13 protein-coding genes are annotated in these 16288 nt (G+C 60.8%); 8 read left to right on the top strand and 5 right to left on the bottom strand.

Features of this window, described 5'->3' with window-relative positions:
• Window positions 1-8: 8 nt before the first annotated feature.
• From ACR0M3_RS18275 to ACR0M3_RS18255, 5 genes are read right to left on the bottom strand one after another with little or no spacing between them, the layout of a single operon-like run.
• On the bottom strand, window positions 9-1298 hold the full coding sequence (locus ACR0M3_RS18275; RefSeq protein WP_209599366.1) for a TRAP transporter large permease: 1290 nt from the start codon (window positions 1296-1298) through the stop codon (window positions 9-11).
• Window positions 1299-1886: a TRAP transporter small permease gene (locus ACR0M3_RS18270; RefSeq protein WP_480484795.1), complete on the bottom strand. Its 588-nt coding sequence runs from the start codon at window positions 1884-1886 to the stop codon at window positions 1299-1301.
• Between the two features lie 53 nt (window positions 1887-1939).
• Window positions 1940-2455, bottom strand: coding sequence for a flavin reductase family protein (locus ACR0M3_RS18265; RefSeq protein ID WP_480484813.1), 516 nt, complete (start codon window positions 2453-2455; stop codon window positions 1940-1942).
• On the bottom strand, window positions 2455-3345 hold the full coding sequence (locus tag ACR0M3_RS18260; RefSeq protein WP_480912025.1) for an aldo/keto reductase: 891 nt from the start codon (window positions 3343-3345) through the stop codon (window positions 2455-2457). Before ACR0M3_RS18260 ends, ACR0M3_RS18265 begins: the two co-directional genes overlap by 1 nt.
• Entirely contained in the window at window positions 3345-4499 is a 1155-nt protein-coding gene (locus ACR0M3_RS18255; RefSeq protein WP_480912022.1) for an LLM class flavin-dependent oxidoreductase, read from the bottom strand. The genes ACR0M3_RS18260 and ACR0M3_RS18255 overlap by 1 nt, the downstream gene beginning before the upstream one ends.
• Before the next feature lie 105 nt (window positions 4500-4604).
• Between ACR0M3_RS18255 and ACR0M3_RS18250 the strand changes: the two genes are divergently transcribed.
• The 8 genes from ACR0M3_RS18250 (at window position 4605) to ACR0M3_RS18215 (ending at window position 16225) form a co-directional block, all read left to right on the top strand.
• On the top strand, window positions 4605-5315 hold the full coding sequence (locus ACR0M3_RS18250; RefSeq protein WP_480912019.1) for a GntR family transcriptional regulator: 711 nt from the start codon (window positions 4605-4607) through the stop codon (window positions 5313-5315).
• Between the two features lie 12 nt (window positions 5316-5327).
• Complete coding sequence (locus tag ACR0M3_RS18245) at window positions 5328-6428, top strand: Gfo/Idh/MocA family protein (RefSeq protein ID WP_480912016.1); 1101 nt, start codon at window positions 5328-5330, stop codon at window positions 6426-6428.
• A 243-nt stretch (window positions 6429-6671) separates the two neighbouring features.
• On the top strand, window positions 6672-8765 hold the full coding sequence (locus ACR0M3_RS18240; RefSeq protein WP_480912014.1) for a hydantoinase/oxoprolinase family protein: 2094 nt from the start codon (window positions 6672-6674) through the stop codon (window positions 8763-8765).
• Window positions 8765-10417, top strand: coding sequence for a hydantoinase B/oxoprolinase family protein (locus ACR0M3_RS18235; RefSeq protein WP_480484801.1), 1653 nt, complete (start codon window positions 8765-8767; stop codon window positions 10415-10417). Before ACR0M3_RS18240 ends, ACR0M3_RS18235 begins: the two co-directional genes overlap by 1 nt.
• Window positions 10414-11481 (top strand): pyridoxal phosphate-dependent aminotransferase, encoded by a 1068-nt coding sequence (locus ACR0M3_RS18230; protein ID WP_480539934.1) that lies wholly within the window; start codon window positions 10414-10416, stop codon window positions 11479-11481. Before ACR0M3_RS18235 ends, ACR0M3_RS18230 begins: the two co-directional genes overlap by 4 nt.
• Complete coding sequence (locus ACR0M3_RS18225) at window positions 11478-12218, top strand: maleate cis-trans isomerase family protein (protein ID WP_480912011.1); 741 nt, start codon at window positions 11478-11480, stop codon at window positions 12216-12218. Before ACR0M3_RS18230 ends, ACR0M3_RS18225 begins: the two co-directional genes overlap by 4 nt.
• A gap of 310 nt (window positions 12219-12528) precedes the next feature.
• Window positions 12529-13779, top strand: coding sequence for an aminotransferase class V-fold PLP-dependent enzyme (locus ACR0M3_RS18220; RefSeq protein ID WP_480912008.1), 1251 nt, complete (start codon window positions 12529-12531; stop codon window positions 13777-13779).
• 28 nt (window positions 13780-13807) lie between these two features.
• Entirely contained in the window at window positions 13808-16225 is a 2418-nt protein-coding gene (locus tag ACR0M3_RS18215) for a GcvT family protein (RefSeq protein ID WP_480912005.1), read from the top strand.
• Window positions 16226-16288: the final 63 nt, after the last annotated feature.

Genomic DNA, 16288 nt, shown 5'->3' with positions numbered 1-16288 from the left:
ATACTCAGTCAGTTTGCAAATCCCGTTATCCTCGGGATCGTCATGGATAGTGCGGGGATGTAGGTGATCAGAAAGATCACGATGATTTCGACAGCCAGGAATGGCAGGATCGCCTTGGCGATTGTTTCGACCCGCTCCCGCGACACGGCGGCGGCCACGAACAGCACCAGCCCCATGGGGGGCGTGGCAAGGCCGACGGTCAGATTGACGCTCATGATGATGGCGAAATGGATCGGGTCTACACCGAGACTGGTGAAAATCGGGCCAAGGATGGGCCCAAGGATGATGATCGCAGGGCCTGCATCCAGAAACATGCCAACGATGAACAACAACAGGTTAATCAGGAACAACAGGATCAGTGGATTTTCCGACAGGCTGAGGATCAACGAGGCCAATTGTTCCGGGGCGTGGCTCAGGCTGACGACGGTCTTGAACGCCATTGCTGCGCCAACCAGCAGCAGCACCACAGCCGACGTCATACCTGCATTGCTCAGAACATCCGGAATTTCCCTCAGGGTCAGTGTACGCAGAACGAAAAATCCGATGATAAAGGCGTAGCCCACAGCAACAGCGGCGGCCTCGGTCGGAGTAAAGATGCCCCCCAGAATGCCGCCCAGAATGATCACAGGCGTCATCAGCGGGAAGAACGCCTTGAGGCTGGCTTTGCGCCGCTCATCCCATGTGTATTTCCGGCTGGCGACGGGAAAATCGTACTTGTCGGCCATGAACTTGATCATCACCATCAGGCCGACACCCACCATGATTCCGGGCACGATCCCCGCAAGGAACAAGGCGGCCACGCTTTCACCCATGACATAGGCATAGATGATCATAATGCCCGAGGGCGGGATGATCGGCCCGATCACCGAACTTGCGGCTGTGATGGCGGCGGCGAATTTTCGGGTGTAGCCCTGTTTTTCCATCGCCGGGATCAGCATCGACCCCAGGGCGGACGTGTCAGCCACCGCAGATCCCGAAAGGCCCGCGAACAGGATCGAGCTCAGCACATTTACATGCGCCAGCCCGCCGCGCAGATGGCCCATCAGGGCCTGGCTGAATTCGACAAGGCGGATGGTTATGCCGCCACGGTTCATCATTTCCCCGGCCAGCATGAAGAACGGGATGGCCATCAGCGGAAAGCTGTCCATGCCGTTGTAGACATTGCGATAAAGCAGGGTGATGTCATTCGTCTGTCCGTTCAGCCACAGCAGGATGCCGGGCGCCGCCAGAAGCGCGAAAAAGACCGGCAGGCCAATCAGCAGGAAAATCAGGAACGTAGGCAGGAACCAGATCAGCATCTATTCGGCCCCCATCGCTGCGTCGGGAATGTCCGGCAAAAGATGCGCGCCGCCAAGCAAGGTGACCACGGAACGCAGGATAAGCTCGATATTGACCGAGATCAGCAGAATGATGCCCACCAGCAGCGAAGCCATCATCCAGCTGCGCGGAATGCGATACCACTCGTCAAACCCAAGCGATGTCGGCAGGTACAGGGCGGCGGTGGCGAACCTGCCGCCAAAGCCCGTGACCTCGGACCAGCCGATATTGACCGCAACCAAAAGCACGGCCAGCGAGATCAGCAGGAGGAACAGATTGAGCGACAGGCCGAGCATACGCGGCAGAAACCGTTGCAGCATGTCGATAGCTACAAAACCGCCGCGCCGAAAGGCCGTCGGTGCCATCAACCCGGTCATCCACAACATGCAGAACCGCGCGGCCTCATCCGGCCAAGGCAGGGCGTTGCCCAGAACGTATCGGAAGAACACCTGAATCAGGATTGCGATGACCATGAATGCAATCGCAACAACGCCAACCGCGCGGCCCAGACGCAGCACGGTTTCGTTTACAAATGCAATCGGCGCAAGCACCGATGCCAGTCCGCCCATGCGGATCCTCCCTTGTTCAGCCGCGGGTGTGTCCCGCGGTCGTCAGATCGCGCTTAGTGCTGCGCGAATTGGCCCATTTTCCCGGCATAGAACGTCAGCGCGTCGCCGTCGCTCATGCTGGCCTTCAGGACTTTGCCCACCACGATCACGTGATCGCCCGCGTCGTGATAGGCATGTTGTTCGCATTCAAACCGTGCCAGACAATCCGACAGCAGCGGGGTGCCGTTTGCACAGCGCTCGTGCCGGATGTCGCGCAGGGCATGGGCATCTTTCGAGCAGCCAAAACACAGCTCAGCCTGCGCAGACGATAACACATGCACCGTGAAATGCGGTGCCGCGCGAAAATAGGGGAACCGGCGCGAGTTGCGGTCGCCGGCCCACATGATCAGTGGCGGGTCCAGCGACAGCGACGAAAAGCTGTTGGCTGTGATGCAGATCGGGCCATCACCGCTGTCGCATGTCACGATGGTAACGCCGGTTGCAAACCGACCAAAAGCATCCCGCAGGGTCCGGGTGTCGTCCTTATGTGGCACAAAGGTGTGGGTCATGTTTCTTGAGATTGCGTTCATCATGCTACCTCATGCCCCAGCGCCGCCTCGTACAGGCGGAACCAGGTTTCGCGATCAATTGTGACTTTCAGCGCGTCCGAGATGCGTTTGATACGGTTCAGGTTGTTGGTGCCCAGAACCGGCAGAATGCCCGCCGGATGAGCCAGCAGGAAGGCGACGGCCACAGCGGCCCGGTCTACACCGAACTCCTCCGCGATTTCATCAGCAACAACCCCGACGGGCGGGTTTCCGGCCATCAGCAGCCCACCCCCCAGCGGCGACCACGCCATAAGGTGGTGCCCATGCTGCTGGTGAAACGCCAGATCACCATTGGTAAAAGGGGCGATCTCGCCCAGTGAGATCTCGATCTGGTTGGTGACCAGCCGGGTTTTCATCGCCGATTGCAGCAGGGTCCAGTCCCACGGACGGAAGTTCGAAACACCAACCGCGCCCACCTTGCCGCTGGCGACTGCCTCATCCAGCACAGCCCCGGTTTCGTGGTGATCCATGAACGGATCAGGGCGATGGATCAGCAGCAGATCGATGTGGTCGATGGCCATTTCCGACAGCGACATGTCGATGGACTTCAGGATATGCGCGCGCGAGGTGTCATAGTATTTGACCTTCGCATCTGAATGCCGCCCCACGGGCGCGACGATATCACATTTGGTGACGATCTCCATCTTCTGGCGCAGGCCGGGGTTGGCGCGCAAGGCGTTGCCCAGAACGGCTTCGGCCGCGTAACCACCATAAATATCGGCCTGATCGAAGGTGGTGATGCCCTGATCAAGACAGGCCTGAATTTTGGCCTCGACATGCCCTGCCGAGGTGTCGCTATCGTCACCCAGCCGCCACATGCCATAGACAAGGCGGCTCATTTCCAGCGTCGGGGATAGTTTCACGCGTTGCATCAGCGGCGCACTCCGTTGCCCAGCGGTGTGGCCGGGGGTGTCTTGGGCACACGCCCGTAGGCTTCGGGAAGCGAGCAGGTTTTCAGATGCGGCATCACACGAGCACCGAAATGCTTGGCCTCATCCATGTGCGGATAGCCTGAGAAGATGAACGCGCGAATGCCCATCTTCCGGTAATCTTCGATCTTTGACATGACCTGATCGGTTGATCCAACCAGTGCCGCACCACAGCCCGAGCGGGCGCGGCCGACGCCGGTCCACAAACCGGGTTCCACATAGCCATATTCATCCGCCAGATCACGGTTCCTGGTCTGATGCGCCACCCCCAGCGAGGTCGCATCTAACGCCCGCTCGCGGATCGCGCGGCCATAGTCGTCATCCAGTTTCGAGACGATGTAATCCGCGTATTCCTGCGCCTCGGCTTCGGTATCGCGAACGATCATGTGAACCCGCAGGCCATAGTCGAGCGTACGGTCATAGTTTTCGGCCACTGCATGAACAGCTTTCATCCGCTCGGCCAGTTGATCCTTGGTTTCCGGCCACATCAGGTACACATCGCAATGCTCGCCGCACAGCTCCAGCGCCGCGGGCGAATAACCGCCGAAATACAGCAGCGGCCCGCCAGTCTGATAGGGCCGCGCCGGGTCGGTTGTCAGACCTGTAAAGTTGTAGACCTCGCCCGCGTGATTGATCTCCTCCTGCGTCCAGGCCTGTTTCAGGATCTCGACCACTTCGCGCGAGCGTTGATAGCGATAGGCACTGTCGACCTTTTCGCCGGGAAAATCGGATGAAATGATGTTGACGGTCAGCCGCCCCTTCAGCATGTGATCCAGCGTTGCGATCGTGCGGGCCAGCATGATCGGCTGCATCTCGCCGCAGCGCACGGCAGCCAACAGGTTGATCTTTTGCGTGATCGGCGCACAACCGGCGACAAAGCTCAGCGTGTCCTGCCCAACCTGATACGATGACGGGCACAGGATGTTGCGGAACCCCTGTGCCTCGGCCTCTTTCACGATGGCCGAGCAATGCTCCCAGCTGGAGCGCAGATCACCATCGGGCACACCCAGAAACTGATAATCGTCGGAACAAAGTGCTGCGAACCACGAAACCTCGGCCGCATCCAGATCAGGGGATGTGATGGGGACGATGGTCATTTGATTCACGCTCCGTGCATCTTTTACTTTCCTCTTGCGTAGCAACCACATTGATGTAGATCAATAGTGTAACAATTTTTCCTGCGACCGAATGAAGCGCCTGAAATGCCCCCCAACACCCGAAACCCCAATGCCCTGCCTATCTATGTTCAGATTGCCGAGCTGCTGATCCGCGATATCGCTGCAGGCCGTTTGATCGATGGTGAGCGTCTGCCCCCGGAACGCGACATGGCGGCCAAGCTGAACGTGTCGGTCGGCACGCTGCGAAAATCGCTCGCCGAGCTTGAGAAAAAAGGCATGTTGGAGCGTATTCAGGGGTCAGGAAATTACATCCGCGAGACCGGAACCCAGAACAGTGTCTACGCGATGTTCCGGCTGGAACTGCCCCAAGGGGGCGGGTTGCCGTGTGCGGATATCCTGTCGGTCGATCATCTGAAGAAACCTTCCGATCTGCCGGGTTTTGGCACCTCGGACACCGGATCGCGCGTACGTCGGATGCGCTATCTGAATGACACAATCATCGCGGTCGAGGAAATCTGGCTGGACGAATCAGCCGGCCTGATCAAGCGAAGCCTGCTGTCAGACTCGCTCTATCGCTATTATCAGCACCAGCTGGGCTTCTGGATATCACGGGCCGAAGATCGCGTATCGATTGGCCAGTTGCCCGATTGGACGCCCGCGGTGTTCACCAAAGCCGCCGGTGAAACGGTGGGCTATATCGAACGGTTCAGCTGGTCGGACAAGGCCGAACCTGTCGAATTTTCAAAGACCTGGTTCGACCCGGACCGGGCCACCTATGTCCAACGTCTGAAGTAAAAGGAAACGTGCATGACCCGGACCATCAATTACGGGCTGATCGGATGTGGCATGATGGGGCAGGAACACCTGCACAATATCGCCTTGCTGGACGGCACGCGTGTCGCGGCGATATTCGAGCCCGATCCCGGGATGGCAAAAGCCGCGCAGGCGATTGCGCCGGGTGCGGTTATGGCACGCTCGGTGCAAGAGGTGTTGGATTTTAAAGACCTGGACTGCCTTGTCATCGCCAGCCCAAATCACATGCATGTCGATCAAATCTGCGAAATCGCGCAAACGCGCCCCTTGCCGCTATTGGTGGAAAAGCCCCTGTTCACCAACCCCCAGGACGCCGCGAGGCTAGAGAAGGTTCAGCGCGACTATCCACACCCGATCTGGGTCGCGATGGAATACCGTTATATGCCGCCTATCACGACCCTGATCGACAAGATCGGGGACACAGGCGGGGTCAGGATGCTGTCGATCCGGGAACATCGCTTTCCATTTCTGCGCAAAGTCGGCGACTGGAACCGGTTCAACCGCAACACCGGCGGCACCTTTGTTGAAAAATGCTGCCACTTCTTCGATCTGATGCGGCTGATCCTGCAATCCGACCCGGTGCGGATCACCGCAAGCGGCGGGCAGGCGGTGAACCATCTGGACGAAACCTACGGGGGCGAAACACCCGATATACTGGATCATGGCTATGTTCTGGTCGATTTCGCCAATGGCGCGCGCGCGATGCTCGAGCTGTGCATGTTCGCCGAAGGCGCCCGCTATCAGGAAGAGATTTCGGCCATCGGGCCCAACGCCAAGATCGAGGCTCTGGTGCCGGGGCCGGGACGGTTCTGGCCCGACCATCTGGGATCGCCGCCCGTGCCGCAGGTCATCGTCAGCCCGCGGGACCCCAAGGGGCCAATATCGCACGACATCCCTGTCGATCCCCGCTTGCTGGCTGCCGGTGACCACAACGGCTCGACCTATTATCAGCACAGGGGGTTTCTGGATCTGGTGCGCGGGCACAAGGCCGAACCGGATGTAACAGTGCAAGACGGTCTGTGGGCGGTGCGAATGGGATTGGCGGCGCAGCAGGCCCTGCAAACCGGCGAAACGGTTCACCTAAAGCACCCTTAGACTGACCCCAGGCAGGTTCAGGGCAGAACCCTCTGCGGTGACAAATGTGTCGCTTGCGGGCCAATCTGTCGTAAACCAGCTAGTGAAGCGGGGCGCAGTAGGGGACAAAACTGTATGACCTGTCAGTGTATTCCCACCCGCCTTGATCGCCGTGCGACCGGCTGTGATCTGGTCACAACGCGCCGGTAACCGCCCTGCGGGGCCGTTCTGCCTGCCTGCTTTCAGACGACAACGGAATACCTCATGACAACCGCTCTGCGCCTCGCCATCGATATTGGCGGCACTTTTACCGACACGGTCCTCGTCTCGGGTGATGAGAAGATACTGGCCTCCACCAAAACCCTGACCACCCACCAGAACCCGGCAGAAGGCGCACTGGAAGGCGCGCGGCGCGTCATGGCGCAGACTGGCCGGTCGCTGAAGGATGTCACCGGATTCATTCACGGAACAACTCTGGCAACCAACGCGCTGATTGAACGGCGCGGAGCGGTCGTGACCACGGTCTGCACCGAAGGGTTCCGCGATATTCTCGATATCGGGTACGAGCGTCGGTATTCCCAATACGACATCAACCTTGAAAAGCCGGACATGCTGGTGCCGCGCGAATGCTCGTTGACCATAGGCGAACGCATGTCGGCAGAAGGCAAGGTGCTGATTGAACTGGATGAAGGGAAAGTAGACCGGTTGCTGGCCGAGATTGACGCCAGCGGGGCCGAGGCGGTGGCCATCTGCCTGATGCACTCTTACGCCAACCCGACCCACGAACGGCGCTTGCGCGATCTTCTGGCGCGACACCGCCCAGGTTTGACCGTCTCGATCTCGTCCGATGTCAGCCCCGAAGCGCGTGAGTTTGACCGGCTCTGCACCACTGTGGCCAACGCCTATATTCAGCCGCTGATGGAAAACTATCTGACCCGGTTCGTGGATCAGTTCACGGCCGAGGGCGTAACCTGTCCGATCCTGATGATGACGGCAGGCGGCGGTATGTGCACGATCGGCACCGCCACGCGCTTCCCCATTCGTCTGGTGGAATCCGGCCCCGCCGGTGGGGCCATTCTGGCCGCCCGTATCGCCGCGCGTGCCGGGTTGGACCAAGTCCTGTCCTTTGACGTCGGTGGCACAACTGCCAAGCTCTGCCTGATCGACAAGGCGCGCCCCCAGACATCGCGCTCATTCGAAATCGCCCGCGCAGCGCGGTTCATCAAGGGGTCGGGAATGCCGGTGCGCATTCCGGTGATCGAGATGATTGAAATCGGTGCTGGCGGCGGTTCGATCGCGGGTGTTGACCGTCTCGGGCGTCTGACGGTCGGGCCAAAATCGGCAGGCTCGGAGCCCGGTCCGGTCGCTTTCATGCGCGGTGGCGTCGATCCGACCGTGACCGACAGCGACATCACTCTGGGCTATATCGTGCCCGACACCTTTGCCGAGGGGCATATCCAGCTTGACCCCGATGAGGCAAAGGCCGCCCTGAGACGTGTGATCGGGGACAAACTGGGGCTGGATGCAACAGGTGCGGCAGATGGGGTCAGCCGCATCGTTGTCGAAAGCATGGCCAGCGCCGGGCGGATGCATGCGGTCGAAAGCGGCAAGGACCTTGGCCCGCGCACCATGATTGCCTTTGGTGGCAACGGGCCGCTGCATGCCACCCGCGTCGCCCGGTCCGCCGGGGTGTCGCGTATCGTGATCCCGCCCAATCCCGGTGTCGGTTCGGCGGTTGGGTTCCTGTTTGCCCCGGTATCTTTCGAAATCGTCCGCTCGCGCTATTCTCTGCTCGACAGCATGGACATGGACGGGGTGAACGCCCTGTTCGATACGATGATTGCCGAAGCAAAAGAGGTCGTCGCCCAAGGGGCAGGGGATGCACCCACCGAAACCCTGCGCACCGCCTTCATGCGCTATAGCGGGCAAGGGCATGAGATCGAGATTACGTTGCCGGACCGCGCCCTGACACGCCCGGATATCGCCCCGCTGACAGCCGCATTCGAAGAAGAATACCGCAAACAATTCTCACGTCCTGTGCCGGGGATGAAGATCGAGGTTCTCAACTGGGCCGTTCGCGTTGCCACCCCGGACAAAGCGGTGCCTACGGTGTTGGAAACGCCGGGCAAAACCGCATTTCAGGTCACGCAGACGCGCCCCATCACCTGTGATCTGGATGGCACGGTAAAACAGGCCGCCTTTCTCGCCCGCGCCGATATGCGCCCCGGTGACCATGTGGCAGGCCCCGCGCTGATCCATGAACCACAAACAACCACACTCGTTTCCGCCGATTTCTCGGCCGAGATGGACGCAATCGGCAACCTTGTCCTGATACAGGACCAGAAAGGAGGCGCATGATGACCGCTGATCTGTCCCCCGCCCGCCTGCAAGTGATGTGGAACCGTCTGCTGGCTGTGGTCGAAGAACAGGGCCAGACCCTGATCCGCGCAGCTTTTTCGCCCATCGTGCGTGAATGCGGTGACATTTCCGCCGGGATATTCGACGTGAATGGCCGGATGCTGGCGCAGGCCGTGACCGGAACACCGGGCCATATCAACACCATGGCCGAGGCCGTGCTGCACCTGCGCGCCCGTTTCGCGGTGCAGGACATGCGCCCCGGCGACATCTACATGACAAACGACCCGTGGCTGGCCTCGGGGCATCTGAACGACTTCCTGCTGATGATGCCCGCGTTCAAGGACGGCAAGGTGGTGGGCTTTACCTCCTGCACCTCGCATCTGGTGGATCTGGGCGGTCTGGGTATGGGACCTGAAGGCTCGGACATCTATGACGAAGGCCTGCTGATCCCGCCTTGCAAACTGGTCGAGGCCGGAACGCCCAATGCGCTGCTGATGGATATCATCCGCGCCAACTCGCGCGAGCCTGTGGCCAATGAGGGCGACATCTACGCCCTGATCGCCTGTTGCGAGGCCGGGGTGAACCGCCTTGTTGCGATGATGGAGGAGTTCGGGATCGAAGATCTGGACAGGCTTGGCACCTATATCATCGACACCTCGCGCAAAGGCGCGTTACAGGCCATCGCCGAGGTGCCCAAAGGCGTTTACAAAAACGTGCTGCACATGGACGGCTATGAGGCCGAGCTGGAGCTGCACGCGACGCTCACCGTGACCAAAGACGGGATGCATGTCGATTTCACGGGCACGTCCGGGTGTTCTAAGAAGGGCATCAACGTGCCTTTGAACTATGCGACCGCCTATACGGTCTTTGCCCTGCGTTGCATCGTCGGGCCGGATATCCCGAACAACGCAGGCTCGCTGGAACCTTTCACGGTGGACGGCCCCAAGGGTTGCATCCTGAACGCCCAGCATCCGGTGCCGGTGGCCATGCGGCATACGCTGGGGCAGGTCACACCGGATCTGGTTCTGGGCTGCCTGCATCAGGCGTTGCCCGAACAGGTGCCTGCCGAAGGGGCCTCGTGCATGTTCGACCTGCCAATGCGCCACGCTCCCGAAGTGGCGGCGAATGGCGGGCGCGAATTTGCCATCGAACCCGTTCACAATGGCGGCACCGGGGCGCGGCCCCACGCGGATGGCCTGTCTGCGACGGCCTACCCTTCGGGGGTGTTCGGCTCGCAGGTCGAAATAACCGAAAGTGTCGCCCCGGTGATCATGTGGCGACGAGAATTGTTGCCCGACTCGGGCGGCGCGGGCCAGTACAGGGGAGGATTGGGTCAGCGGATCGAGATGACGTCTGCCAACGATGCCCCCTTCATCGTCTTCCTGTCGGTCGAACGTCTGAAATTTCCGGCTCTGGGCCGCATGGGTGGCCTGCCCGGCGCGCCGGGGCGTATCCGGTTCCGCGATGGCGGCGCAGACATTCCGGGTAAGGGTGAGCTACGTGTGGAAAGTGGCGACTACCTGATCTTCGACACACCCGGCGGCGGCGGCTTTGGCGATCCGGCCGCGCGCGACCCAGAGGCGCTGGCGCTGGACCTCAGGCGCGGGCTGGTCACGGAAGAAGGGGCTAAAGCCTATGGGGGTGCCTCATGATCCGCGCAGTTGATCACATTCGTGCCATGGCGGCCTATGCGCTGGCCGATCTGGGCGCGTCGGACACTGTATCTCTGGCCCAGAATGAAAGCGCCTTCCCGGTCAGCCCTGCCGCAATTGCGGCGGGGCAGGCGGCATTGCACCGGATGCCGCTTTATCCCGATCCCGACTGGTCGGACCTGCGCGCCGCCATCGCTCAGGGGCACGGGGTACCAGCCGACAACATCCTGTGCGGTGCCGGGTCGATGGAGTTGATCGGCTGCCTGATCCGCGCCTATTCAGGGCCGGGCGACCATGTATTGGGCACGGATTACGGCTATGCCTATGTGGCCTCAGCCACGGCGCAGGTGCGGGCAGACTATGTGAAAGCGCGCGAGGTCGATCTGACCGTCTCGGTCGATGACATTCTGGCCGCTGTCACGCCTGATACCCGGATCGTCTTTGTCTGCAACCCCGGCAACCCGACCGGCACCCTGATCCCGAATGCCGAGGTCATCCGCCTGCGCGACACCCTGCCCGGGAACGTGCTGCTGGTGGTCGATCAGGCCTATGCCGAATTCACCGATCGCGATCACGACCCGGCTGAAATCTTTGCCCTCGTTGCACGTGGGGATACCGTGGTCATACGCACCTTCTCAAAGGCTTACGGTCTGGCGGGCGCACGCGTGGGATGGGGTCTTTTCCCGTCAGAGGTCGCGATTGAGCTGCGAAAGCTGCTCAACCCCAACAACGTATCGACCCTCTCTCAGGCCATGGCAACGGCAGCGATGCAGGATCAGCCCCACATGCGCGACACGGTTGCCAGAACCGCCGCCATCCGGGATGGCTTTGCCGATGGGTGCCGGGCGCTGGGATTATCTGTTCCGCGCAGCCACACCAATTTTGTCCTGATCCGCTTTGCCGATGCCGCGACGGCGCAAGAAGCGGATGCCGCGTTGCGCAAAGCGGGTTTGCTCATTCGCGGAATGGGCGGCTATGGCCTCGCGGATTGCCTGCGCGCCACGATCTGCGACACGGCAGTGATGGAGCGCTGCCTGACTGTTCTGAAAGAGGTTACGTCATGACCTTTGAAACCCGGACACGGGCCAAAATCGGGGTGCTTGTGCCCTTTACCAACACCAATCTCGAAGCTGACATGATGCTGATGCGCTGCCCGGACACGACGGTGCATTTTCAGCGAATGGGTGGCTATGACGTGGATGAGATCCCCGGATCGGATCAGATGGCGGGTCTGGGGGCCTCGGATATCAGCCACGACCTCAAGATGATCTCGGGCGTTCGGCCCGATGTGGTGCTCTATGGCTGTACCTCGGCCACGCTGACCCATGGCCCGTCCTTTGACCACCAGCTGGCGCAGGACATCAGGGCCGCGTCGGGGGCCGTGTGTATTACCGCCGCAGGGGCGCTTGTTGCTGCGATCCATGCGCTCGGCGTGTCTCGGGTCGGTTTTTCTTCGCCCTATCTGGGCGAGATCAACACGCAGGCCATGGATTTTCTGACGCAGAACCGGATCACAACGGTGAATTGCGCCGATATCGGCCGCGAGCTGGGCAATTACGGGCAGGGCGAGCTGACCCCGGACGAGGTTTTCGACCTTGCCATGCAGGCCGACCACCCAAAGGCCGAGGCCATCATACTCAGCTGCACCGACATGCGCGCAGTCGAGGCCATAGACCGGATCGAAGCGGCCCTTGATAAACCTGTTGTGACGTCCAATCAGGCCATGATGTTTGCCCTGATGCGGGCGCTTGACCTGCCAAGGCACGGGACTGTTCCGGGGCGGTTGTTTGATCTGCTATAGCCTTGGGTTAGGCAAAAGCATGGAACCCGCCCCGGTCGGCTGCCCGCATCAAAGGCGGGAGCGCACCGGCATATGGGGCGGGTATTCCAGCCCACCCAACGCGCCGTGTCGCAGACGTGACTGTATTTACGTCGCAAAAGAACAAGATACCGCGCCTTCTACGCCATAGTCGGAATAAGGACCGCTCGGGATTGAAGCACATGTTGAACCAGCCGCACAGTCACGGGAAATTTGGCCTGCCCCGCGGGGAAACCATCTTAGGCTTGTCTGAAACATCATACGTTCACAAAATACAAAGGTGCCTCTTTTCATGAGCCAAATTTCGGAAAATCTGCTGAACCAGATCCGCGACCGTTTTGCCCAGATCGATCACTGCCCCGAACAGGGCGAGCGGATATTTTTCGAAAACGCCGGCGGGGCTTTGACACTGAAATCCGTGCTGGACAGCTCGGCGCGTCATGCCGCAATCCCCGACAATCAGGGGCGCGACAATCCGGGGTCTCATGCGCTGGTTGCCACGATCAACGCGGCCAAGGCCGATATGCGGGATTTCATGAATGCACCCGGTGGTCAGTTCTTTGTCGGTGAAAGCGGCACCGAACTTCTGTTCCGGCTAATCATGAACGCCTGTCTGGGAACCGGTCCGGGGATTGTGCTGGGGTCGACACTGGAACACCCCGCCACACGGTCAGCCTGTGATCGTTGGGCCCGTATTGCCGGGCAGGCCCATGTGCTGGTGCCCCATGATGACGATACCGGCACCGTGACAGCCGACGCCTATGCTGCGGCCGTCACCCCCGACACCAAAGTGGCGACAATCCTGCACACCTCACCCGTGACGGGCATGGGCGTCGATGTGGCCGCTGTTTCGCAGGCTATTCGCGCCGTGGCGCCAGACTGTTTCATCATTGTCGATGGCATCCAGCACGCCGCCCATGGCCAGATTGACCTGAGCGCGTATGACGTCGACGGCTACGTGATCTCGCCCTACAAGGTGTTTTCGCGTCATGGCTACGGTGTGGCGTGGATTTCCGACCGGCTGACCCGACTTGAACACAATGCCCTTTTGGACGGCCCGGCAGATAACTGGGAAATGGGCACGCGCGACACCGGGGCTTATGCGACCATGTCCGACGTTGTGTCTTATTTCGAATGGCTTGGCAGTCAGGTCAGCGACGCCACCGACCGGCGTGCCAGATTTCTGGCAGCGGGCGAAGCCATCCACGCGCAGGAAAAGGCGCTGACCGACGCGATGATCCACGGCACCGGCAACCTGAGCGGTCTGGCCGAGATGGAGAAGGTCACCATTCTGGGCGGTGCCGACAACCCCGCACGCGAAGGGCTGGTGTCGCTTCGCGTTCAGGGTGTGGCCTCGGCAGATGTCGTCAAACGGCTGAACGATGAAGGTATTCGCACCCATTTGCGCAAGGCCGACCATTACTCTGGCAACATATTGACACCGCTGGGTTATGACGCCTGCGTCCGGGTCTCGATGTGCCACTACAACTCAATCGGCGAAGTCGCCAGATTTCTGGCTGTCATGAAAGAAATCGCCGCCTGAGCTGCGGCGGACCAAGGGACATGCACTCATGAAAACCCATGCACAAGCTGTCGTGATCGGAGGGGGCCTTGCCGGCTGTTCGATCCTGTACCATCTGGCCAAGCTTGGCTGGACCGACGTTGTCCTGCTGGAACGGAATGAGTTGACCTCCGGCTCGACCTGGCACGCAGCGGCGAATATCCACGGGCTGCACGACAACAACAACATCACCCGCATCCAGCACTATACGATGAATCTGTATAAACAGCTGGAACAGGAAACCGGCCAAAGCTGCGGCGTATTCCAGCCCGGCTCGCTCTATCTGGCCCAGACCGAAGAGCGTGAGCACCAGCTGCGCCTGCAAGAGGCGAAAGCCCGGTTTTATGGTCTGAACTTCTACGAAGTCAGCCGTGAAGAAGCCAAGGAACTGCACCCGCTGGCGCAGTTTGATGACATCCGCTGCATCATGTATGAACCCGAAGGCGGCAATGTCGACCCGTCGGGCGTGCCGCACGCCTATGCCGCCGGGGCCCGCGCCATGGGGGCCACCATCGAACGGTTCTGCCCGGTGACAGGCACCGAACAACAGCCCGACGGCAGCTGGATCGTGCGCACGCCCAAAGGCGACATTCACACCCAGTGGGTTGTCAACGCCGCCGGTCTCTGGGGGCGCGAGGTGGCGGCGCTGGCGGGTCTGACCCTGCCGCTGCAACCGACCGAGCATCAGTATTTCGTGACCGAAAGCATCGACGAAGTGGCCAGCCTGGGGCGCCGTCTGCCCTCGATCGCTGACCGCGACGGCGAATATTACTTCCGGCAGGAGGGCAACGGCCTTCTGATCGGAGCTTATGAGAAAGATATGAAATTCTGGGCCGAAGACGGCACGCCGCTGGATTTTGCCCATGATCTGTTCCCCGACGATCTGGACCGGATCATGGAAAACGTGATCCGCGCCACCGAACGCGTGCCGGTTGCGGCGACCGCCGGGGTGAAACGCGTGATCAACGGGCCGATGATCTGGTCGCCCGACGCCAACATGCTGTGGGGGCCGGTGCCCGAGCTGAAGAACTATTTCCTCTGCGGCGGCCTGATCCCCGGTTTCTCGCAATCCGGGGGGTTGGGTCTGCTGGCGGCGCAATGGATGATCGAGGGCGAGCCGCAATATGACATGTTCGCCTGGGATCTGGCCCGGTTTGGCGATTGGGCCGACAAGGCATTCACCAAGGCCCGTGTTCAGGATGCGTACACCCACCGCTTCAAGATCCATTTCCCCAACGAGGAACGCAGCGCAGGCCGTCCGGCCCGTGTGCGCCCCGCCTATGAGATGCAGAAGCAGATGGGCTGCGTCTTTGGCCTCAATTGCGGCTGGGAACATCCGCTCTGGTTCGCCGATGAGCCCGAGGTGGAAGAGACCACCGGCTTTACCCGCCAGAACTGGTGGAAGCCCGTGGGCCGAGAGGTGCAGATGCTGCGCGACGGCGTGGGTGTGATCGACATTTCGAACTTCGCCAATTACATGATCAAGGGCCCCGGTGCCCATGACTGGCTGGACCGTCTGGTGGCCAATCGGGTGCCCACCGAAGTGGGGCGCAGCTGTCTGACGCCACTGATCTCGGTTCGCGGTGGCGTGGCGGGCGATTTCACCATCACCAAGCTGGCCGAGGATGAATACATGATGATCGGGTCGGGCATGGCCGAACGCTATCATCAGCGCTTCTTTCAGATGGTGGAAATGCCTCAGGGCACAACTCTTGAAGTCGCCACCGACCGCATCGCAGGGTTCAACATAGCAGGCCCCAGGTCACGCGAAGCGCTGGCACGCCTGACCAATACCGATCTGTCGAACGAGGCGTTCCGCTTCATGCGGTCGCAGAAAATCACGGTTGCTGGTGTCGAATGCGTGGCCATCCGGGTCAGCTTTACCGGCGATCTGGGCTGGGAACTGCACTGCGCCGAGGGGGATCAGGTGGCGCTCTACACCGCCCTGCTTGAGGCTGCCAAAGACTGTGGTGGCGGTCCGGTGGGCGGGCGCGCGCTGGGGGCGCTGCGGATCGAAAAGGGCTATGGCTCGTGGGGGCGCGAGTATTCTCAGGAATACTGGCCGCAAGAGGTCAGGCTGGCAGGTCTGATCAAGCTGGACAAGGATTTCCTGCACAAAGACGCCTATCTGTCCGTCAAGGACAACCCCGCGCGCGAGGTGCTGTCCGTCTTCGAACTGGATGTGACCGAAGATGCCGACGCAACCGGGGGTGAGCCGATCTTTACCCCCGACGGCGCGCCCGTGGGTCGTGTCACGTCGGGGGCGTTCGGCTATTCGGTCGGGAAATCGCTGGCGCTGGGGTTCCGCAATCCAAACAGGGCACAGCCGGGCGATGAGGTGGTCATTCAGGTCATCGGTAAACCGCACAAGGCGCGCGTACTGGCCGAGGCACCGTTTGACCCGACAGGCGCCAGACTGCGGTGTTAACGCTCAAAACCCGTCTACAGGCAGGCAAGGCCAATAAGACGCTCCTAAAGATGTCTCGTCTCG

Source organism: Ruegeria sp. O5 (genome assembly GCF_056535105.1).
The sequence above is the reverse complement of the archived record's forward strand: the minus strand, read 5'-3'. Positions and strand labels throughout refer to the sequence as shown.